The organism is Shimazuella soli (genome assembly GCF_022511585.1).
GTDB classification, from domain to species: domain Bacteria; phylum Bacillota; class Bacilli; order Thermoactinomycetales; family Thermoactinomycetaceae; genus Shimazuella; species Shimazuella soli.
In genome coordinates, this window is sequence record NZ_JAKWBN010000001.1 from 110,510 (window position 1) to 131,513 (window position 21,004).

At 41.0% G+C, this 21,004-nt stretch carries 24 protein-coding genes and 1 pseudogene; 8 read left to right on the forward strand and 17 right to left on the reverse strand.

Annotated features, from left to right (window positions below; all coding sequences use genetic code 11):
- Positions 1-156: 156 nt before the first annotated feature.
- On the forward strand, positions 157-657 hold the full coding sequence (locus MK805_RS00610) for a DUF4309 domain-containing protein (RefSeq protein ID WP_240874232.1): 501 nt from the start codon (positions 157-159) through the stop codon (positions 655-657).
- Between the two features lie 15 nt (positions 658-672).
- On the forward strand, positions 673-990 hold the full coding sequence (locus tag MK805_RS00615; RefSeq protein WP_240873252.1) for a hypothetical protein: 318 nt from the start codon (positions 673-675) through the stop codon (positions 988-990).
- Positions 991-1,247: 257 nt separating this feature from the next.
- On the opposite strand, the gene MK805_RS00620 is transcribed toward MK805_RS00615, so the two are convergent.
- From MK805_RS00620 to abc-f, 8 genes and pseudogenes are all read right to left on the reverse strand, one after another.
- On the reverse strand, positions 1,248-1,814 hold the full coding sequence (locus tag MK805_RS00620) for a YjgB family protein (protein WP_240873253.1): 567 nt from the start codon (positions 1,812-1,814) through the stop codon (positions 1,248-1,250).
- 202 nt (positions 1,815-2,016) lie between these two features.
- Entirely contained in the window at positions 2,017-2,628 is a 612-nt protein-coding gene (locus MK805_RS00625) for a DUF4309 domain-containing protein (RefSeq protein ID WP_240873254.1), read from the reverse strand.
- A 101-nt stretch (positions 2,629-2,729) separates the two neighbouring features.
- Positions 2,730-3,276: pseudogene (locus MK805_RS00630) on the reverse strand (Tn3 family transposase); the annotation flags it as partial.
- A complete protein-coding gene (locus tag MK805_RS00635; RefSeq protein ID WP_240873255.1) occupies positions 3,267-3,422 on the reverse strand; it encodes a DUF4158 domain-containing protein in 156 nt (51 codons plus the stop codon). The pseudogene MK805_RS00630 and the gene MK805_RS00635, both read right to left, overlap by 10 nt.
- Positions 3,407-3,544 (reverse strand): hypothetical protein, encoded by a 138-nt coding sequence (locus MK805_RS00640; RefSeq protein ID WP_240873256.1) that lies wholly within the window; start codon positions 3,542-3,544, stop codon positions 3,407-3,409. Before MK805_RS00640 ends, MK805_RS00635 begins: the two co-directional genes overlap by 16 nt.
- Before the next feature lie 457 nt (positions 3,545-4,001).
- Positions 4,002-4,325: a hypothetical protein gene (locus MK805_RS00645; RefSeq protein WP_240873257.1), complete on the reverse strand. Its 324-nt coding sequence runs from the start codon at positions 4,323-4,325 to the stop codon at positions 4,002-4,004.
- An 87-nt stretch (positions 4,326-4,412) separates the two neighbouring features.
- Positions 4,413-5,300 carry a Vgb family protein gene (locus tag MK805_RS00650; protein WP_240873258.1) on the reverse strand — a complete coding sequence of 296 codons (888 nt, stop codon included), beginning with the start codon at positions 5,298-5,300 and terminating at the stop codon, positions 4,413-4,415.
- A 15-nt stretch (positions 5,301-5,315) separates the two neighbouring features.
- On the reverse strand, positions 5,316-6,878 hold the full coding sequence (abc-f, locus tag MK805_RS00655) for a ribosomal protection-like ABC-F family protein (RefSeq protein WP_240873259.1): 1,563 nt from the start codon (positions 6,876-6,878) through the stop codon (positions 5,316-5,318).
- A gap of 354 nt (positions 6,879-7,232) precedes the next feature.
- Between abc-f and MK805_RS00660 the strand changes: the two genes are divergently transcribed.
- The gene (locus MK805_RS00660) at positions 7,233-8,036 is read left to right on the forward strand and encodes a Cof-type HAD-IIB family hydrolase (protein WP_240873260.1); all 804 of its coding nucleotides are present in this window, start codon (positions 7,233-7,235) and stop codon (positions 8,034-8,036) included.
- A 248-nt stretch (positions 8,037-8,284) separates the two neighbouring features.
- On the opposite strand, the gene MK805_RS00665 is transcribed toward MK805_RS00660, so the two are convergent.
- From MK805_RS00665 to MK805_RS00675, 3 genes are all read right to left on the reverse strand, one after another.
- The gene (locus tag MK805_RS00665; RefSeq protein ID WP_240873261.1) at positions 8,285-8,728 is read right to left on the reverse strand and encodes a hypothetical protein; all 444 of its coding nucleotides are present in this window, start codon (positions 8,726-8,728) and stop codon (positions 8,285-8,287) included.
- A gap of 386 nt (positions 8,729-9,114) precedes the next feature.
- Complete coding sequence (locus tag MK805_RS00670) at positions 9,115-9,687, reverse strand: hypothetical protein (protein WP_240873262.1); 573 nt, start codon at positions 9,685-9,687, stop codon at positions 9,115-9,117.
- Between the two features lie 299 nt (positions 9,688-9,986).
- Positions 9,987-10,601 carry a hypothetical protein gene (locus tag MK805_RS00675; protein ID WP_240873263.1) on the reverse strand — a complete coding sequence of 205 codons (615 nt, stop codon included), beginning with the start codon at positions 10,599-10,601 and terminating at the stop codon, positions 9,987-9,989.
- Between the two features lie 206 nt (positions 10,602-10,807).
- Here MK805_RS00675 and MK805_RS18090 point away from each other — a divergent pair, with 206 nt between their 5' ends.
- The 4 genes from MK805_RS18090 to MK805_RS00700 all read left to right on the forward strand — a co-directional run bounded on the left by MK805_RS18090 (position 10,808) and on the right by MK805_RS00700 (position 13,825).
- A complete protein-coding gene (locus MK805_RS18090) occupies positions 10,808-10,984 on the forward strand; it encodes a zinc ribbon domain-containing protein (protein WP_420833035.1) in 177 nt (58 codons plus the stop codon).
- A 146-nt stretch (positions 10,985-11,130) separates the two neighbouring features.
- A complete protein-coding gene (locus MK805_RS00690) occupies positions 11,131-11,406 on the forward strand; it encodes a small, acid-soluble spore protein, alpha/beta type (protein WP_240873264.1) in 276 nt (91 codons plus the stop codon).
- Between the two features lie 99 nt (positions 11,407-11,505).
- On the forward strand, positions 11,506-12,627 hold the full coding sequence (locus tag MK805_RS00695; RefSeq protein WP_240873265.1) for an MGDG synthase family glycosyltransferase: 1,122 nt from the start codon (positions 11,506-11,508) through the stop codon (positions 12,625-12,627).
- Positions 12,628-12,886: 259 nt separating this feature from the next.
- Positions 12,887-13,825, forward strand: coding sequence for a bile acid:sodium symporter family protein (locus MK805_RS00700; RefSeq protein ID WP_240873266.1), 939 nt, complete (start codon positions 12,887-12,889; stop codon positions 13,823-13,825).
- Positions 13,826-13,885: 60 nt separating this feature from the next.
- On the opposite strand, the gene MK805_RS00705 is transcribed toward MK805_RS00700, so the two are convergent.
- The 3 genes from MK805_RS00705 to MK805_RS00715 all read right to left on the reverse strand — a co-directional run bounded on the left by MK805_RS00705 (position 13,886) and on the right by MK805_RS00715 (position 16,173).
- Positions 13,886-15,049 (reverse strand): cytochrome P450, encoded by a 1,164-nt coding sequence (locus MK805_RS00705; protein WP_240873267.1) that lies wholly within the window; start codon positions 15,047-15,049, stop codon positions 13,886-13,888.
- 391 nt (positions 15,050-15,440) lie between these two features.
- The gene (locus MK805_RS00710) at positions 15,441-15,731 is read right to left on the reverse strand and encodes a YolD-like family protein (RefSeq protein ID WP_240873268.1); all 291 of its coding nucleotides are present in this window, start codon (positions 15,729-15,731) and stop codon (positions 15,441-15,443) included.
- Between the two features lie 103 nt (positions 15,732-15,834).
- Complete coding sequence (locus MK805_RS00715; RefSeq protein WP_240873269.1) at positions 15,835-16,173, reverse strand: YolD-like family protein; 339 nt, start codon at positions 16,171-16,173, stop codon at positions 15,835-15,837.
- A gap of 290 nt (positions 16,174-16,463) precedes the next feature.
- Between MK805_RS00715 and MK805_RS00720 the strand changes: the two genes are divergently transcribed.
- Positions 16,464-17,252, forward strand: coding sequence for a hypothetical protein (locus tag MK805_RS00720; protein ID WP_240873270.1), 789 nt, complete (start codon positions 16,464-16,466; stop codon positions 17,250-17,252).
- Positions 17,253-17,514: 262 nt separating this feature from the next.
- Here the strand turns inward: MK805_RS00720 and MK805_RS00725 are convergent, their stop codons facing one another.
- Genes MK805_RS00725 through MK805_RS00735 form a run of 3 tightly spaced genes read right to left on the reverse strand, consistent with a single transcriptional unit; the run spans position 17,515 to position 20,949 of the window.
- Positions 17,515-17,892, reverse strand: a complete 378-nt coding sequence (locus tag MK805_RS00725; RefSeq protein WP_240873271.1) for a DUF6262 family protein — start codon at positions 17,890-17,892, stop codon at positions 17,515-17,517.
- On the reverse strand, positions 17,876-19,828 hold the full coding sequence (locus tag MK805_RS00730; RefSeq protein WP_240873272.1) for a tyrosine-type recombinase/integrase: 1,953 nt from the start codon (positions 19,826-19,828) through the stop codon (positions 17,876-17,878). Before MK805_RS00730 ends, MK805_RS00725 begins: the two co-directional genes overlap by 17 nt.
- Positions 19,825-20,949: a tyrosine-type recombinase/integrase gene (locus tag MK805_RS00735; RefSeq protein WP_240874241.1), complete on the reverse strand. Its 1,125-nt coding sequence runs from the start codon at positions 20,947-20,949 to the stop codon at positions 19,825-19,827. The genes MK805_RS00730 and MK805_RS00735 overlap by 4 nt, the downstream gene beginning before the upstream one ends.
- Between the last annotated feature and the right edge of the window lie 55 nt (positions 20,950-21,004).

Below are 21,004 nucleotides of genomic sequence, written 5' to 3' on the forward strand. Positions count from 1 at the left end.
GATGAAGTCCATCCTAACACAAATGGATCACATGAGAGATCGTTTGTGAAAGTTTAACAATGAAGCTTAACAAATGGAGAGAGGATAAGAAAAATGTTACTATTCCGGAAAAACCTTAAAAATGGAATTTGGATTACTGCATTGGTCTTATTATTGATGCTAGCAGGATGCCAAAATAATACAAAATTAGTAGATCAAACGAAATCATCACCATCCGATACGAAAAACCCAAATGATGTAGAAACTCAAAACGAAAAGATTCTACAAGATATTAAGGAAAAGTTGTTGGAAGGAAAAGTAATCAATAGTGATTTTCGCTTAGGTGATGAAATAAATGAGGAGAAAATCGCTCAAATAAAGGATGAACAAGGAGATGCTCCCAAAGATTATTACTATGATTTTAAACATATCGGCATCGGGTACGATTACAAAACAAATAAAATTGATTATCTAATGAGTGAACCTGATGATATTCATAAAATCACACGAGATGATGTGTTGAGATACTTTGGAGAGCCTACTAATATACATACCTCTATGAATGGTATGGACGAAGGGTTATACTCAGTTGATTATAATGAGAAATACAGGTTACATTTTATTTTCAAGAAAGATACAAATTTAGTTGTTAGATATTCGATAGAGATAATTGATTGATAATTGCAGCTTTTTTTGATAAAAGGATGGAATAAGGACGCCGACAATGACTACGGATTGGTTATCCTCCAAGAGGAAGCAACAAAAGAGTTCTTTGAACTCGCTACCTTCCCTATCAGAAAGACTCTCCAGCTACAAATGGTTGGATTCTCTGCTGACAAGCTAGGGCAGGGACTCTTTAGTCAAACGATCCTTGTAGAAGAGTCCAGTACGGGAAAAGCCATCAGTTTCGCTTACAGCCATCCTGGCATGTCAGGCACCCCTGTTTTTTCGAAAACAGGGTTTATTGTTTGGTGCGTAGAGCAGAAGGGGATGTCATCGGTAACACCCTGATGGTCAAACAAACGATCATGACACAGGTTACCCCTTCCATGCTTGAGTGGATTGGCGAAAGGAGAAGTCATTAACGTTCTAGGGGCGAATTGATTTCCGACTCACCCCAGACGGGCTGCATCTCTACATGTGTAGAAGATAGCAGTCCGTCGCAATTTTATACTGAATGAAAATTATTGACTTATTATATGAGTGCTCAAAAAAAGATAATTCTTGCCGTCCGTTATATGGTTCCATTACCCCAGTCTGGTTCTACCCTAATTTGTAGTGTCAGGTGAATAGACTGAAATGTGATCAATGGTAGGATCATCTTTTGTTAAGAGGAAGATCAGCTTAAACTCATAGCCATTCACATGATAAACATAGATGGATTGCCCTTTTAGTTTTCGGATGTCGCTAGGTTTTCCTAAGACTTTATCTACTTCTGAACGAGTTATGGTGTGTAAATATGGATCGTAAGAACGGATATCAACAATCTCCTCCCCTCTTCCCGTCACGCCAAAGACAAGATTGCGACTTTTATAGCTTTCATAACCAATGTCGTTAGAGACATCTTCTGATTCTGGTTGTCCATATTCAGCTATCATGTTTTCTATATTGTCATTTTTATTTGCAACCAATTTACATCCTGGTACTTTCCCTTGACTAGCCAAATCATATGAATTTTGTAAGTAGTTTCGATGTTCTGTATTCACTGAGGTATCAAGGCTTGTATCGGACTGAGAACTTGTCGAATTCGATTTAGGAGAAGTAAAATGAACGGTACAACCATTTAATATCAAAAGTCCTAATATCGTGATGATAGTAATTTTTATCGATTTCAAAAGCAATATCCCCTTATAGATTATGATCAATCTCGCATCCCTTGCGAGATCTCCATGATGATATCAGATAAACGATCATATAAGCGCACTCACTTTACACTTTTTCAGAGACGAAATGGTAGTTTAGTCGCTGTATGGCTTAGGAGCAACAAATGATTTTGTTTCTTTTAAATATGCTTGGGTTCCATCCACTCTTATCACCTCAACTGAAATCAGAAGAAATAAAAATTTCAATATCGCTACCAAAAGTGAATGTAATACTATTATCACCAGCTTTGTAAATAAGCTCATCTCCATCTTCATATTGCCTTAATTGATCAGGTTTTCCTAATGCATTTTGTACCTCTTGTTTGGTGATATTTTGAAGTCTTTCATCTGCACTGTAGAGTTCGACTACCTTGTCATTTTTTAATACGAAATATGCTTTTCGGCTTTCATAATACATTTGATCGACATCTTCTTTATCTTCAGCTCCCCATTTTTTGTTGATTTCATCACGGGAGGAACCAAGGCCAAATCCGTCACTATTGATAGTTTTACCTTCAATAGCTAGTTGTTTTACTTGTTGAATAAGTTGTTGTGTGCCATCTGGTTTATTTGCTGGTGTAGAATCTTGATTCGAATTGGATGCATTCTGGTTCGGATCTGTTTGGTTTGAATCCTGTTTCTCACTTGGAGTTTCTTGTGGAGCTGTATTACTCCTATTTTTATCCTGCGTTTCGGAGGTGTTCGTTTTTACTGGTACATTTATCGTACATCCCGTCAAACCCAAGATCGTTATCACTAGGATCATACCAATCATCTTTCTCTTCATCAGTCAATCTCCTTAAATATTGTTTTATTTTTTTATAGTATAGAGAACGAAATATTAGCTAAAAAGTGCAAAAAAGAAAAAATTATTTCCTCTTTTCCTACTTATGACACCATAACAGGAACATCGAAATGAAGTTCAGGAGGCTTTCGATTCGGATCTAAGTGATACTTTCCAAATCGATTCACATGAGCCGTAATATAAGGGCTCAAATCCCCTAACAGTTCTTCATCATGATCATTTCCTTCCTGCTGATACTCATGTAGGATATGAGTCAAAGAAAAAACGTTATAAAAGATTAAGCAGTTAGCGACTAAATGATTAAATTTAATTATTTTTCGTTGTTTCTCCCGGTCATTCTCTGCAATGATACCTTCTCCACCGAAGAATAACCATTTGATAAAACCATTAAATGCTTCGTTTTTATTGGTAGCGGCTTGAATGGTGCTTCTTAATTCTTCATCTGCCATATATTGCAGTAAAAACATCGTCCGAATAACTCATCCTAACATTTGAAAGGCTTGGTACAGTTTGTTTCTTTTGCTGTAGGTTCCTAGTTTATTTAAGATCGTAGAAGGAAATATCTTTCCTGCTTCAATGGACATCGAAACACGCAGCATATCTGGATTAATGGGTTTCGATCAAATCCCAATCCATTCTTTGTCGGAAGGAAGTAATACCTGTGCTTGCTTCGCAATATGTTGAATGATACCATTTGGAATCTCGAAAACGGTAGTGAAAAAACCTTGCTTTTGAACGGTCTTTAGTATTACAAGCAATCCTAGTTTCTGAACCATTCCCTTCGATCTTTTTCCGCCCAATCTACTTCATGGGATTGTGGTGTATATACTTCTTCTAATTCCTCGTTTGTTAGATTACTTTTAAACCTAGGATAAGTTGTATCCTGTATACTCGGCAAACCCTTTCCTCTTTTCCTTTTATAATCTGCTTACATTTTTGATCATAAAAAAAGCCTATTGGAACAAAGATAGACTCCTTTCTGAAATGTATTTTATTCCCAGAGTGGCCCCTCATTTCTCGAATCGGTTCCGTACCCCTTTTTTAGATCAAAGTGATAAGCAATAGAAAAAGAGCAGACCTTATATAATCTGCTCTTTTTATGTGAAGGTGATTATTATCAGGCGGCCTCTCATCCTTGGGGGGATAGAGGCCAGTCTGTCCGAATTGTTCCCACTCAGTGGGAGTAGAGGGTGCTGAGCCAGATCAGTTCAATGACCAGAATCATGCCGACGACCCAGACATTCAACTGCTCTTCTTTTGCACTCCATTTTTATAGGAATGTGAATATTTTTTCGGGCCAGTCTTCCTCTCTGTACTTCGGAGAGAGGAGACTGGTTCGCCCGAACTCCTGAGGGTCATCCCATCCACACGTAGCTGGCGACAAACACGGCCAACCCGCTGAACAGGAGCCAGCGGGTCCCCTTGTGGAACCAGCCGGAGCTCTTGTTTTTCTTCTTGTTCGCCTTCTTGGTTGCCCTCATGTCGAGCTCGAAGAGGGCGAGAAACGAGGCGACCACGATGGTCTTTTTGGCGATCTCGACGCCGGACGCTCCTCCCATGAAGAGGATGAGGTCCAGCAGACCGAGGAGGAACACAGCGCCGTTCAGTCGAACGATGAAGTATTCCTTCCAGGACTGCTTGACAGCGGAGTACGCAGAGCGGGTGTTGGAGGTGGACAAACCTACTCCCTAGTGAATGAGTTCGGTCTACAATTGCTTATTTTATTATTTTATATCATATATCTTCATGTGGAAATATGATTTTATTTAATAGATAGAGATTTGTCCAATCTGATCACACTCCTCAGCAAACCAAACACTTCCATCCTGCGCAACTGTAATTCCATGCGGTTCTGCATTTGAGGTAGGAATAGGGTATTCGCTTATTTTCCCATCCAAAGTAATCCGTCCAATTTTATTGCTGCCCCACTCGGTAAACCACAAATCATCTTGTAATCCAGCAGCGATAGCATGAGGTCGTGCATTTGCTGTAGGGAGAGGAAACTCTGTTATTTCACCATCTACTGTAATTTTCCCGATTTTATTCCCGTTAATCTCCACAAACCAAAGCGCCCCACCGGCTCCTGATGTAATGCCAACAGGACCAGCTTGAGCAGTTGGCAGAGGAAATTCCGCTATTTTTCCATTTGGGGTAATCCGCCCAATCTTGTTCCCTGCATTTTCGGTGAACCACATAGCTCCATCTGATCCAAGTGTCAAAAAGGAAGGATAGGAGTTAGGCGTTGGGATTTCAAACTCACTGATTTGCCCATCTGAAGTAATTTTTCCGATTTTATTTGCCAGCAACTCTGTAAACCAGATATCTCCATCTAATCCCTCGGCGATTCCATATGGTCCTGCATTTGCTGTGGGGAGAGAGTATTCCTGGATTTCTCCGTTGGTCTTGATTCTTCCTAGCTGATTCGCTTGATTTTCGCTAAACCAAATCTCTCCACTCGACGTAGCTGTGATGATCATTAAACCCGCATTTTGATTGGGGATAGCTATCTCCTCTATTTTCCCATTTTCATCCATTTTTCCAATTTGGTTTCCTTTGTTTGCCGTAAACCAAACATCACTATTTTTACCGATTGTCAGTCCATATGGTGCAGCGAAAGAAGAAGGTAAAGGTATTTCTTGAAAACGTATTTGCATATGCTGTCCACTCCTCTATTGTTGTTTTAATTCGTTTCTTTGCTTGATAAGGGCAGTAAATTGTTGTTCTAATTCTGTTGTAGGTGCAACACTTAGAAGACTTAACACTTCGGTTATTTTGGTTTCGATCAGCAGGCGTTCTTCTTCCCTTTTTACTGGTATTTGCTGTTTTCTTTGAAGCTCTTGATAGGAGCCAGCATATGCATGGATAGTTTGCTCCTTGATTTCTAATATATCTGTGGCTACGTTTTGGATAAATTGTCGATCGTGTGAGACAAAAATAACCGTTCCTTCATAATGGGTTAGGAGGTGTTCCAAAGATTGGATGCTCTCCATATCGAGAAAGTTAGTAGGTTCATCCATTACTAACACATTGATATCGCTCAAAAATATTTTCGCAAATGCTACTTTTACTTTTTCTCCACCGCTGAGTACTCCAACGTCTTTGAACACATCATGACCCCGAAAGAGAAGACGTGCGAGTACGGTTCGGATCATTTCAGGGGAGTGAACTGCTGTAGCTTGTACATTTTCTAAGATTGCCTTTGATTCATCTAAAATATCGATATGTTGACTGAAGTATCCAAACTTTACTCCAGTGCTGACATAGATATCATCGGATTTGGATTGCAGTCGCTTGATTAAAGTTGTCTTTCCACTGCCATTTGCACCGATGATGGCTGTTTTCGACCCAGTTTGAATGGAAAAGGAAGCTTTTTCCCAAAGAACCTTTCCATCGACTGAGGCGGTAATATCTTTGGCTTGGATTACGGTTTTGTTCGGTAAAGTAGATTCGCTTGCTACGTTCATTTTGACAACAGGTAAGTTTTTTGGCTTTTCTATCTTTTCCAATTTACTAATCCGGGTTTCGAGGGCTTCGATCGACTGATGAACGCCTTTTTGTTTGGTTCCTTTTTGCATCTTCCATAACCTAGATTCAGAGGTACCCATTCTCTTAGAAGGTGGTTTGATCATTTTTTCTGCTTTTTGCTTTTTTAGTAGAATGGCATGTTCCAGTTGTTTTTTCTTTTTTTGATATTGCTCGTATTCGAGGGCTTCTCTTTTTCGTTGTTGTTCTTTCCAAGTAGTGTACATATGGTAGTTGCCAGCAAAAACGGTGACGGTTTGGTTTTCGACTTCCCATATTTTGTTGCAAATGGTATCTAGAAAAGCTCGATCGTGAGAAATAATGATCATTGCACCTTTAAAGCGCAGCAATTTCTGTTCAAGTTGCCGGACGCTTTCTATATCTAAATTGCTAGTTGGCTCATCGGCAAACAAAATGTCAGGTGACTTCGCAAAGGCAGCTTGAATGGCGGCATTTGTCCTTTCTCCACCACTTTGATTGGACATGTTTCTCTGTATTTGGGGAATGAGACTGATCTTTGCACGGTTATGGATTTCCCCCTCATCGAACGACTCTGTTCCCATCAATATATTTAGTAAAGTCGTTTTCCCTGATCCATTTCGTCCGATCAATCCGATCCGATCCCCTTTGGCAATTCGGAGTTGATCGATCGAAAAGAGGAGTCGTTCTCCGATTGTTTTCTTTAAATGATTTGCTTCTATCATTATCATAAAAAAACCCCCATCCATATTTTCTGGATAGAGGTTTAGGCGTAACAAAAGAACATATACTCCCAACGTACGAGAGCATACTGATTTTGTTATATAGAAAAAGCCTATACCAATCCTATCCAGACAAAAATTTCATATTGAAATGTCTTTTAGAGATAGGATTAGTAGATCATTGGCTTTTGGTTCACCCTTTCAAATTACAATCGAACATAGGCTATCATAATATTTTTACTTATGCAAGTGTTTTTGAAAAATAGGTTCTTTTCATCTGTTTTGAGATAAATTAAGATGAGATTAAGTGGTCAAATCGAAAATGGCGACTTCCCCAAACATCACAGCTGAGAGGAAAATCACATGATTCGTCTGGTTGTTACCGATTTGGACGATACACTTCTGAACAAATACAAACTGATCGACCTGGATAATTTGAATGCCCTCCTAAAGCTTCGGCAGGCAGGTATTCAAGTTGCCTATGCCTCTGGCCGCAATGAGTACGAAGTGGATTTGGTGGTGAACACCGTCCCAGGTGTTTTCCATCGTATTTGTCAAAATGGTGCCTATGTCTCTGTAAATGGCAAAGACCGCATTTTCGAAGAACACTTTGCTCCAGATTTGGCAAAGCAGATTTTCCGGATCGGTCAGGCATCTAAAATGCACTGTTTTATTGGTACAGCACAGGAAATGTTCACGACAGAAGCAGAGGACAGCTTCCGTTATCCAGAGCATATGATTCCCAAGGGTCTAGTGCGCGATATCGCTGTTGAGCAGCGAATGGGGGTGGATGTACATCCGAGCAAGTTTTGCTTCTTGGGTGAGAAGAAACACTTGCTTGAATTGCAGAAAGAGATGCTCCGCGAGTTCCGTGGCAAGGTTGATACCTTTATCTCGGGGTCAACCTATTTGGATGTGATGCCCACGGGTATTCATAAGGGAAATGGCATCCGTCACCTGGCAAAGCATCTTGGGATCGATCCCCGTTCTGAGGTAGCTTGTATGGGGGATTCTGAAAATGATGTCCCCATGTTCGAAGAGGTTTTTCTTAGCTTTGTGATGGGGGGTGCCAAACCACACGTTCGAGAAGCGGCAAAGCATGAAGTCTCTTCCTTCAGCGAAGCGGTTGACAGGGTACTGGCGCATAATGCGAGTCTGGCTTCGTAAAAGAGAAGAAAAAATGAGCTGGACAGTTGGCATAATTCGCTGAAGGGAAGGGTCTGGTCTTTTACAAGATCAGACCCTAAACATATTTTCTAGCATGATATGATATTTAAAAATAAAACGGAAGACAAAATAAAAAGCAGGGATAATCCAATATCCTTGCTTTCTCTTGCATCTATAGAAAAGTTAGAATTTGCTGGGGCACTGCTCTCCCGCTACAGATGTAGGGGAGAGCAGTGCCACCGCCCGTGTTACCGCTGGGAGTACGGGTGTGTGCCGCCGTACGAGTTGTTGTTGCCGCCGGCGGTGCTGCCGTCGTACGTGCCACCGGTGTGGCCCATCGACTCGTTGGCCTCACGCTCCGCCTTCTCGTCGGCGATGCGCCGTGCTTCTGCTGCCTCCGCTTCCTTGTGCTTCTTCTCGTCCTGAAGCTGACGGTAGCAGACCCAGAGCGAGTAGGCGATGGCGGACAGAAGAGCTGCGGACACGACGCCCTCGACCACCATCACGACACCGGCCAGGGCGAACTTGAATGCTGCCCAAGCGGCGACAGAGAGGCAGATCGTGGCGATGGGGAAGGCGATGGGGTTGGGGAAGTGCTTCTGGACCAGTCCCTTGTAGGACTCGGACCATGTCCAGCTCTTCTTCGCGAGCTTCAGCAGCTTCCGGACCCAGCCCTGCGGGTTTTCCTGCATGAATCCTCCATTTGAACGGACGGTACTTACACTTGCAGCTTTTATCATATCAGAATCTTTTTCTTTTGACATTATTTCTATATTAAAAAAAATATTTAAGGGGAAATTCTTTCTTCTGTATCTTAGTTTTTCTACATCTACATAGAAGGATTCACTGATACACACAGTATCCTAGAGTTGAAGGTCATTCTGAGGATGCTTCTGAATCTGCGATCGCAAAAGGAGGAAGTATCTTTAAAATCTTTATAGAAAAACGAAAAACAAGACTCCAATAGGAAAAGTCTTGTTTGTTGCATCTATAGAAAGATTAGAATTTAGCGGTGGCCGGTCTCTCTCTGTGAAAACAGACGGAGACCGGCCACGTCCAACTGTTGGTGCTCTGTCGATCAGACCTTTTCGACCTTGGGGATCCTGCGGCAGCGAGCCCACCTCACGATGACGACGGCGATGATCACATCGAGGCCGAAGAACAGCGCCAGGACGATCAGAGCCGCGAAGAACATCGTGCCGGTCTTCCATGCGAGGAGGAGGAGCACGGGGAGCAGGGCGATGAGTGCTCCGGTGTACTTCAGTACACTGTTGAGCTTGCCCAGCTTCTCACCGATCCACTCACCATTGAACAGGTACAGGAGTCCGGACACCAAAGATGTCGCAACCTGTACCCATCCAGGATAGAAGGGGACCGATCCCAGCATCCAAGCGATGCTGAGCTGCCTCAGATAGGAGAGCCGGTTCACCCCCTTGTGCCATGCCATGATGAACATGGCAAGCAGGATGGCGACGAGATAGACGACAGCGCTCTGGAGGGAGCGGACATCCAGCATCCCGGTCGAGGCGATGAGTGCCGGGTAGAGCCCGTAGACGATCCACCGCTTGTTGCCGGAGAGGACCAGGGACTCATCGTCGACCCTCTTCTCCAGTCGAAAGTCGAACTGTTCCCTCGAAATCAGTCCAGACATCGTGCTGGTTTCCTTTCGACTTGCCCTGCCTTTCAGCAGGTGTTGGACGGTTGTTACCTCCATTATACAAGGAATTACGACAAAAGGAAAAGTATGTTTTTTCTTTCATTTTCGCAGACTATGGTACGCTAGAAGTAAAAGTTGATTTTTTTATAATTTATATAGGAAAAGGAAAAACAAGACTCCAATGGGGAATCTTGTTTGTTGTATTTATAGAAAGGTTAGAATTTAGCGGCGGCCGGTCTCCGTCTGTTTTCACAGATAGAGATCGACCCCGTCCAACTAGAGAGAGTTGCTGATCAGCCCTCGTCGCCCTTGGACTTCCGCTGACGGAACCTAGTGACGATGGCGATGAGCTTGTCGAGGCTGTTGAGCAGTTCCGCGATGATCACATCGAGGCTGATGAACAGTATCGACAAGTACACGTCGATACAGTAGATCAGCGCTGCGATGAGAATTGCGAAGTACCCGATGGTACTGGTCTCCCATGCGACGGCGAGAAGCATGGGGAGCAGCAGGACGAGTGCACCCATGTACTTCAGTACATAGTTGATTTCGCCCAGCAGCTCACTGAGCACCTCGCCACCGAGCAGGTACACGGTTACGACCGACAGGTAGACGGCAACCTGCGCCCACCCATGAAGGCACAAGATGACCAGCCACCCAGCACCCAAGGCGATGCTGAGCTGCCTCAAGTACGAGAGCCGGTTCACGCCCTTGAACAGGGCTATGACGGGCATGATGATCCATCCGATCGCGATCCAAAGGGAGGAGTTGGGGATCAGCACTCCCACCGCAGTCATGACTATCGGGATGATCCTGTAGAAGATCCTCCTTCTGAAATCAGAGAGGAGCTCCACTTCGACCCTATTCTCTATTTGAGAGTCGAACGTACGCCTGAATGCTTCAAGCATCGTGCTGGTTTCCCTTTCGACTTGACCTGCCTTTCAGCAGGTGTTGGACGGTTGTTACCTTCATTATAGCATTACGAGCGTAGGGGTAGTGGGATGAAAGCGAGCATCAGATGAAGATACTTTTTTCCTCTCATAAGTCTGACTATTTTTTAAATACACTTGATAAGAAGCGAACATATGATCTATAATATTCGCAAAATTATCCCATGCATAAAGCATTTTCTTACCGTCTTCGACCGACCAAAACACAAGCGACACTGATTCACAAATCCATCGAATGGACATGCCCAGAATGTGGCGTTCACCATGATCGAGATATCAATGCAGCCAAAAACATATTGAAAGAAGGTAGAAGATTACTTGCCGTGGGGCTCACGGTCTAAGCTTGGTAAACTTCCTTGGATAACCGAGGATTACCCAAGAATCCCACGGCTTTAGCCGTGCGGAGTTGTCAAACAAATATTGCAAAGAATGAAACAGTATGTTTTCCTTTTCATTTTCACAGACTATTATAAGGAGGTGTATCGAAATGTCTCGCCGAAGAAAGCGAAGGCCCTTAGTTGCCAGTTCTAGAAATCAGTTGGATCAGTTACAGACAAAATTACTCAGTGAAGACTTAGGTCGATCTTTTACAAGTAAAGACGAAGCAAAACTAGAACTCGCCAAAGAATTAGGAGTGCCGTTAAAGCCTGGAAGTAACCGAGATTTGCGGTCCGAAGATGCAGGGAAAGTAGGAGGAGCAATGGGTGGACGGCTGGTAAAAGAGTTGGTTGCAATGTCGCTCAAATCCCTCCAAAAAAAATAATCCGTATGAAAGCAATTTTAATTTTTTCTTAAAATCGGTTCTTCTTTGCAAAAATCAGTATAATGGGGGTAGTATGGTTTTAAGGGAGGAATCAAAAATATGGAGCGTGTCTTGCTACTTTCCCTTGGCTTTGGTACAGGACATAATGCCGCAGCTAAGGCATTGGAAAAACAATTTCATCACCAGCCGGGGATTACGACGGATACGATAGACCTTTTGCAATTGATTCCAAAGACCTTTCACCCCCTGCTGCAATCAGGTTATCAAGGTATGCTTGTCAAATTCCCCTCTCTTTACCATCTCTTATACGATTGGACATACCAATTTAAATTGGTTCGGTATGTATCCAAAGAGCTAGTAGAGAAGGTTGGTCTAACAATACGTTCGAAAATATTAGCACGTTTGGAGCAGTTCCAACCGACAAAAATTATTACTACTCATCCTTTTTCCCTATTGCTGCTGCCAACAGAATGGGAAAAGGTTCCTACGATTGGCGTAGTGACTGATTATGAACTTCATCCTATGTGGTTGGTTGAATTGCCTGACTTACTGTGTGTGCCGAAAAAAATGTTAAAACGTAATATAATTGATCGTCTGCGTTGGCGTTCTGGTGTCACCGTATTAGAGACCGGACTGCCGATTGAATCGAAGTATTATGAAGAGATAGGTAAGGGACAAGCACGATCCTGCTTATCCTTACCAGCAGATGACCCCATTATTTTGGTAATGGGTGGAGGTCTGGGATTAGGGCCTTTGGAGCAAGTAGTAGATGTATTGGATAAATTGACTCATATGCAATTTGTTATTTTAACTGGTGCCAATCAATCGCTCTATGAACGCTTAGAGAAAAAAGGTTATCAATCTCATATACGACTGGAAAAGTTTCGTCCTGATATGGAGTTATTTATGACAGCGGCTGATCTGCTCGTCACAAAACCAGGTGGAGTAACGATTACCGAAGCGTTAGCGAAAAAGCTTCCGATGTTGTTATTTGAAGCTTTTCCTGGACAAGAAGAAGCAAATCAACAGTATTTGGTTCATCATCGTGTAGCATTTAAAACACGGCCTGATACCGTTTGCCTGCAAATCGAAAAATTTTTCCGATCACGGGTATATCAGGAAAACATGGAGGAAAGATTTTATCCTCTCATCTCTCCTGACGCCGCTAAACGTATTGTACAAGCTACTTTGGAGGTCGGAAGATCAAAAGTATTCGTCTAATTGTTTCATAATGAAAAGACCCGATTTCAAAGAAATTCGGGTTTTTTACGTTGGATTGCAAAAGGAAAGAGTGGACCAATTACTTCCTTTTGATAAAATAATATTGAAATTCACATGATTTTCGTTCGAAGTAAAAGGAATACTTGTTATTAATTGTTTTTTCTTTTTTGTAAAAATTTAATTTTCCTTTGATCATGATATCTACATAAGGCTTTGTAAAGATAAGGTTGATCATATAGGGATTTAGGAGGTCTTACGATTGGTTATCGAAAAAATCAGTTCTTTTGCAGGGAAAACTTTTACATTATGGGTCATTCTTTTCGCTATTATTGCTTATGTTTTACCGGATCAGTTCAAGTGGATTGGGGGATATGTTGTTCCTTTACTAGGGATTGTTATGTTTGGAATGGGACTCACTTTATCTGCAGATGATTTTAAAGAAGTATTTCGCCGGCCAAAAGATGTAGCGATTGGTGTGATCTGTCACTATATCATCATGCCGGGATTGGCTTTTTTATTGGCATGGGGTTTAAATTTACCACCTGAGATTGCCGTAGGTGTTATTTTGGTAGGTTGTTGCCCGAGTGGAACAGCATCCAATGTCATGGTATTTCTGGCCAGAGGGGATGTTGCTCTTGCGGTGTCCATTGCATCTGTCTCGACGATTTTAGCACCTCTGGTAACTCCGTTGCTTATTTTGGTTTTAGCAAGTAAGTGGGTAGCTATCAATATGGTTTCTTTAATACTTTCGATTGTCCAAGTCGTGATTATTCCTTTAGCTCTTGGATTTATCATCAAGAAATTTTTTGGTAAACAAGCAAAAGCAAGTGTAAAAGCACTGCCTCTTGTTTCCACCATCGCTATTGTTATGATTGTAGCTGGAGTAGTGGCAGGCAGTCAGGAAAAAATAGCTGCTACAGGTCTGCTGATTTTTGCAGTTGTTATTTTGCATAATATACTGGGTTTTGTCCTTGGCTTTTTTCTCTCTCGCCTGCTTGGAATGGATTTAGCAAAACAAAAGGCAGTAGCGTTGGAAGTAGGTATGCAAAACTCAGGACTTGGAGTAGCCATTGCAACAGCTAATTTCTCTCCTTTAGCAGCTGTACCAAGTGCGATTTTCAGTGTTTGGCATAATATTTCCGGTTCTCTGTTGGCATCTCTTTTCAGCAGAATGCGTGATAAAAAAGAAATATCTTAGTGACGAAGAAAATCCCCAGTTCTACATACAGAACTGGGGATTTGCGTTTATTGGAGAGAATTAAACTCTATCATAACGTATAGGCAATTCTTTTATCGAATAGGTAACCGTGCTTTGGTTCAATTCGATGTCTTCTGAAACTAGGCGAATATTTTTAATTCGTTCTAACAATTTTTTGATGGTAACTCCAGCTTCTACGCGTGCAAGCGGTGCTCCCAGGCAAAAATGAATCCCATGACCAAATGCAACATGGTCCATATTTTTTCGGTCTAGATCAACCTGATCTGCATTTGGGAAAACACTTTCATCACGGTTGGCGGATGCTTGCCAAGCTGCGACCAAGTCACCTTTTTTAATGGTTTTCCCGCCTAGTACCACATCTTGTTTAGCCTTACGGGTTTGATACTGTGCAGGAGATCGCAGACGCAATACTTCTTCTAGTAGCAGGGAAGCGTCTTCTGGGTTTTTAGCAATACGTTCTTGAATATCGGGATTTTCTGCAAGTGTCAAAATGGTACTGCTGAGCCAGTTGGTTGTAGTTTCATTACCAGCCAACAGTAATACTACACAAAATCCTAACAGCTCGTCCATCGTTAGCTTTTGACCATCGAGTTCCACTTGAAGCAATTGGGAAATGATGTCGCCTTCTGGCTTTTCTGAACGCTCTTTGATGATTTCTCTAAAATACTCTCCCATGCCTTGCTGTGCCTCGATAAACTCTTTGGCCTCAGCTTCGCTGGTAGGTTGTTTGACTATTTTAAAACTCCAGTCTTTAAACATAGCATGATCTTTGTTTGGAACTCCTAGCATGCGTGCAATTACTTGCATGGGAACTGGAACTGCGATATCACGAACAAATTCCATTTCCCCTTTATCTGTGATGACTTGGTCCAGCAGTTCATCTACATAACTCTCGATCCAAGGTTTTAAATCCAACATTGCTTTAGGAGTGAAAGCTTGTGAAACAAGTAAGCGCAGTTTTCTATGGAAGGGTGGATCATTGGAAGACATTGCTTTATCTAAGTAATTGTCTTGTACTTTCGGCATATATTCCGAAGAGAAAATCTGATGATTGTTAAAGACGTATCTTACATCTTCATTTCGAAATACATGCCATGTACCTTTCACACCAAACCACAAAGGATAATCTTTGTCATAATAAACAGGATTGTTTTGACGGCTTTCCTTGAACCAAGTAAAAATTTCTTCGCCTAGTTGTTTCAATAGAGAAATCCTCCTCTAAGATGTTATAAAGGTAATATTACTATCGTACTAAATCTTCTGATTAAAATAAACAGTTAATTTCATTTTAAACAATTAATGTTTTTCAAATAATAGAATATATTTTCTATTGTATGTATTTCGATAAACAAAGGAGAAACCCAGTGGACATGCATATGGAAAGAAAAATTATAGGGCTGCAAATAGAAATACTTTGCTTTCATCGTGAGATGGGAGATATATTTTCGGAAACTGGCAATTTTTCTTCGTCCAGTGACGTTGAAAAAACGAAAAGAGAGTAGTACTAGGCATATGCCTTTCTTTTCAGTATGAATAGCCAATCGTTAGGAGGAGATGGTCATGATCTGTCAGAGGATTTATTTCTGTTTCCTCCTTAAGGCCAAGTGACATCTACTAGCAGATGAAAAGGGATCTTTTCTATCTGACTTCCATTGCTAAGTTGGATATATTTTTTTCCCGTATCTATTTTATCGACAAAGCCACAGAAATCAGTGATCTCATAAGTTGTTACATAAGTAGCTAGTATCGGTTGTTCGTATTCTAACGCTTCTTGGATAATATAAGAGATCATTTCCCATTGTTGTTCATCTAAAACAGGCGGCGTTATTTTTGTTGCCGCTTTTCGCTGTTCCAAGAGTGCCTTTCGATGTTCAGGAAGAAACATACGGCTTCCTTTTATCTATACGTTAGTTAAATTAAACTTCTATTTTATATCGTTTTACGATGTGGACATATACACATCGTAATCTTTGAATATCATATTTTTCCTACGGCCATTCGACATTTATGAGTTTATCAAGTAGAATTTGTTTCTTGTGACTACCGTTAGATAATTGAATCACTTGAGAATAGGCATTGATTTCATCAATAAAACCACAAAACTGTTCTGGGGAATACTTTGTTGCAAAGGTGACTACCACTGGTTTTTCTGCTTCTACAGCCTCTTGTAAAATATAGTTAATATGGTTCTTTTGATCTTCATCTAGTTCAGGTGGAGTATATTCCATCTGTTTACGTCTCATTTCCTCTAAACCTTTTCGATGCTCTGGAAGGACAAAACGGCTACCCTCAAATAAAAGATTTTGTCTATTTAGTGTAGAGCCCATATTGATTACCCCCTGTAACTACATAATACACGAATATATATTCGTGTATTCCTGGTTAATGTTGGGTTTTAGAAACAGTCCTGCTATGAGGTTTCGAAAGTGGGGTTCCGACAGAAAAACGCGGATTTACCACGTTTAGCATTTAGATTAATAAAAAAGATTTGATACAAGAATTAAAAAAGCTTAATTTCCTTTGATAAATTGGATTGTAACATGCTTTCCTAATTTGCTATCATTGATATAAGTATTGTTGGTGTGGGCAAAGCCCACTTGAACCTCAAGGAGTCACCGTGAGCGAGTTCGGGTTCACCTCCCTTCCGAGCGGATTCATTCCCACCGTCCACGACATGGGACCTCTGCTGCCCGAATGGCTGCAGAAGGCCATTGACACTCTCTGGGAACGAAAGCTCCGTGAGGCTTACAATGGTCGTACCTATGCAGCCGTTGTAAGTGACGATGCGAAGGATGTCTTCCTCTGGGAAACCTCCTTCGCCGTGCGCGCATTGCGCGTAATCTTCAAGGAGTTGGAGATCAACGTCGACATGATCGACATGACCTCCGCAGAGCTGGACGAGGCCATCGAGAAGATCAGCATGACTGAACAGCCCGACGAATCGATCGTCGTATCGGTCAAGCTGATTGGAGATGTCCTGAAGGTCAAGATGGATTTCAAGACTGTGGGCATGGCCAGCATCGGCTTGACTCCGGAGGGTGTCGCCGTCATCGGCAACCGCCACTGGATGGGTGCATCTCTCTTCTCAGGAGTCCTCGATGAACTCGACCTCTTCTCTGACGCACGGCGTCAAATCCAGATGACGTCGGGGCTTCCGCCCCACAACCTGCGGATCATCGGCATCGTGCGGAATGAAGTTGACAAGCGACACATCCACTACGTGAGTGTCTTCGATGCCCCGGAGATGGATGAGTGCCTCCGTCTCTTCGACCTTCAGAAGAACATGGACTGGATGGACAGGTTCGTCTTCATTCCCAAGGGTGGAGTGGACGAGGAGCTCTCCAAGCATGAGGATAAGTGGGAATACATGAAGACGGCGCTGGAAGCAGCGCTGAAGCTGGTGTGACCCACACCAACCGCACCCCGCTTTCTCTTCGGAGTAGCGGGGTGCGCGACTTTACAAACAAAAAAATCCCCATGTGTTACTGAGATTTGACTTCAGGCCCTGAAGTTGCTGCTATGCTGATGTACATTATTTTCAAATAGTAGTGAAACGGTAAATATTCCCTAAAATCAGCATAAAACGAGCTATTCTGTATATGTACTCTGCTTGACATCCATTACATACTAGTGATTTGCTAGCTTGGTATATAAAACCCTTTGCGCTGTTAAAGAGAATCATAGACCTTTCCTCTCAAGAGTTTTAATTCATTTTTTAACCTCTGATTTTCCTCTTCTAACAGCTTAATACGTTTGTTCTTGGCTGCCAATAAAACGTCTTTACTGTGATCGGTCATATTTTGTTTTACTACTGGTAAAGAGCGACGATCTTGCTGATTTCTTAGCTGTTCAATACGACTCCTTATCTCTTTTTGATTATAGAGATACGATTTGCTTACCTTTGCTATCTTAGCAACATTGTTAAAGTTAATGGATTCCTTGTTTCTAATAAGCTGTTGGATAGCATTATCTACTTTTAGAGAGGCATCGATGCTTTTTTGTCTTGCAAATTGCTTCATTCCTTCTATATTACGTTTTAGAGTCATCATGACGTTCCTCTCCAGTGTATTCTCGTCCTTTTTTTCCAGCCATATGATGTACTTTTCCGTCTTGTAATGCTTCTAAAATGGGTTCTAACCGATTCAATAATGTCTGATTCTTTTCAACCCACATATTCCGTCCTAGATTTTTTCCACGTGTGATGATCTCTTTTGCACGGCGTATTTCTATTTCATACTGTGGGAGGAAGTCAGGTGTAGTACAAAAATTCCGACAGGAGAGGCAAGGGTTAGCTTGAGTAGGGCAAGGTTGTTTAATAGGCTTCATGCAATACCCTAGTTCCAATTGTACGGCATCTAAATTATGACGAATGTATTCCCATTCAATACTGTCTTCCTGCTCAATATCTTGACCAGAAATTTGCATCGGTTTACCACCATTTTCATTTATTCGAAAGAGGCCATTTTTCGTAGCCTCTTCCCAAGATCTACGCATCGTGTCATCAAGAATTTGGGCATAATGCAAAGTCATTTCAGGAGACATATGTGCCATCCATTTTTGTACATGTATAAGGTCCATACCATTGTTAATCAATTCAACAGCCTTCGTATGACGAAAAGCGTGATTTCCAAATCTATATATGTTTCCATCTTTGTCTAGGATGTTTTTTTGCTTCGCAAGTCGATTCATTGCATGTTGTACACATTGTGCAAGAATGGGTTTTCCCACTCGTGGTCCACTTAAGCGAGCAAATAAAAATCGATTAGGATTTGTTTCCTCTGTACTTAATTCAGCGATCTGTTGACTCAAAATTTTCAACATGGCTGCTACTTCATCTGTAATAGGAACTTTGTGTCTTTTTACGTTGGTTTTAACAATATCGCCTTGTAAATACCATCCTAAATCAGTACGATGTAAACAGGTATCGTACCGAAGATTTAATATATCTGAAATTCTCCAACCGGAAGCTCTAAGTAAGATAACGATGGGAATATATTCGGATGGACTTAGATATTCCAAATTATCTTCAAGTTGTTGAATCACTTCCTCAGGAATATATTTGGCTGCTGAGCGATAGGTAAGCGGTTTTTTGGTGATTTCTTCTCTGAATAATAATCTATTCACTGAGATTTTAGGTGCTTCAGGGTACTCTGCTCGTTCAATGTATTCAAGAAACACATATAAAGAAGACCAGTAGTTTTTCGTAAGTTGAGGATAATTTTCTTTGTGCCAGACCATATATTTTTCCATATGTCCTCTATTTAGTCGACTTAAGTCGATCCATTCGGGATAATGTTCTTCAAGAAAACGGAAGAACATCGCTAGTGCGATACGATTTTCTCTCAGTTGATTTATTCCAATCAAATAGACCTTCATTTTAAAATATCGTTTTACGAATGGTCTATACTTTTCTGGAATCGAGTCAAAGGTGAGGAGATACTCCGTTTTTGTCAAACTCAGTTTAGCTCCTGGAATTTTTCTTATGTCCCAAATATCCTTGTCGAATTCGTCTCTAGTGTCATAAAAATCATGATAAAATTTACACAGTTGTTTAAATACCGTTTCATGAGGAGTTGTTTTTTTGTTATGTAAGCGAATGTTTCTTGAAATAAGAAAGGATCTATGCTGTATTTTAGCTTTATCATACAAGATCTCGACAAATGAATTTGCAGTTGGGTAGTACTGATTCAAAAAAATGGCTAGTGAATGGATGCCTTTCCTGTATGTAGACATGGACCCTAACTTTAAGGTTTTTTCGGTCAGTCTTTTTGCGAAATAGTACTTAGATTCGATTCTTAGACTGGGATTTAAGATTCTGGAGAAATCAATATCTTCTGTATGTATAACGTTTAAAGGTTGGTTTTCCCGACCAAAAAAGCTATCACATAAATTCCATCTGTCTCTCTCCCAATAACCATTTATCATTTGATTCATTTCGTTAACTCTTTCTTGAGAAGGTTTAAGTTGATGTTTCGTACTCATCTAGTCTCTCCTTGGTTTTTAGCTATTCGAATCTTCTCCTCCACTTTCTCCCAGTCCCGTTTCAAATCTTCATCACTAGGATGTACATACATTTGAATGGTTGTTTGAACATGTGCATGTCCTGCTCGTTTCATTAGGTGTTCATCTTTCCAACCAGCTCTTCTTAGAGTTGTTAAAGAACTGTGGCGTAGCATATGAGGAGTACAATGTATACCTGTTTTTGCTTTCAGACGATTGAATAAAGAAACAATATCTTGATATTCTAAGGGTTGGTGCTTATTAGGACCTGAAACTTTGATAAACACGAAGTTCGTATCTACTTCTTCTGTGTGAAACATGGAAATATACTCTAAATAGGTGTTGATTAATTCTTCAGATACATCGATACTTCTGCAACTATGTACTGTTTTGATCTCCGCAAAATTAATTAGTTCCCCTCGATCTTGGATTTGTATTTTTCTGGCATCGATTTTGAAATCCTCTAACCATAAAGATAAGGCTTCTCCTATTCTCATTGAACTTTCCCATAGTAATTGAATGAGAAATTGATCCCTTAAGTTGGTACATGCATTCATAATCTTTTTTACTTGTTCTTTTGTTAATGTTTTAGGGTGTTCCTTTGGTGTTTTCATTTTAAGCAGGTTTTTCGTATAGCTCTTGTTTTTTGATAGATGATACAAGAAACCTTTAAAATTCCCTTGGGAGCCTAACATGGAACGTTTTAATTGTTCTGAGATGGTGTTTTCATCATTCCCACTACGTACTAGATAGTCATAAAAATGGGTGACAGTGTTAATCACCGCGTTCACTGTTCTTGGTCTTCTAGCTGACTCAATAGTCTGAATAGGGGATACATTCAGTTTTTGGTATGGATTTTTCAACCACTGGAAGAACTCTGCCATATCTTCTAGTTTTACTTGAGTGTAATCTAATTTTTTTTGTTCCAAGTAATCAAAATACAATTTCAGATGATAACTATAAGTTCGTAATGAATTTCTTGCTCCCCCAATGTTATCTTTGAATTTTAAATACTTTATGATTATCGGAATAGGTTCCCCAGATGAATCCACAACTATATACCGTTCTTTTCCGTCATACGTAGTTACGGTTTCTACACGAATATCCTTATCCTCCCTCAAAATAAATTATTTACCAGTATACTTCCCATACTCTAAA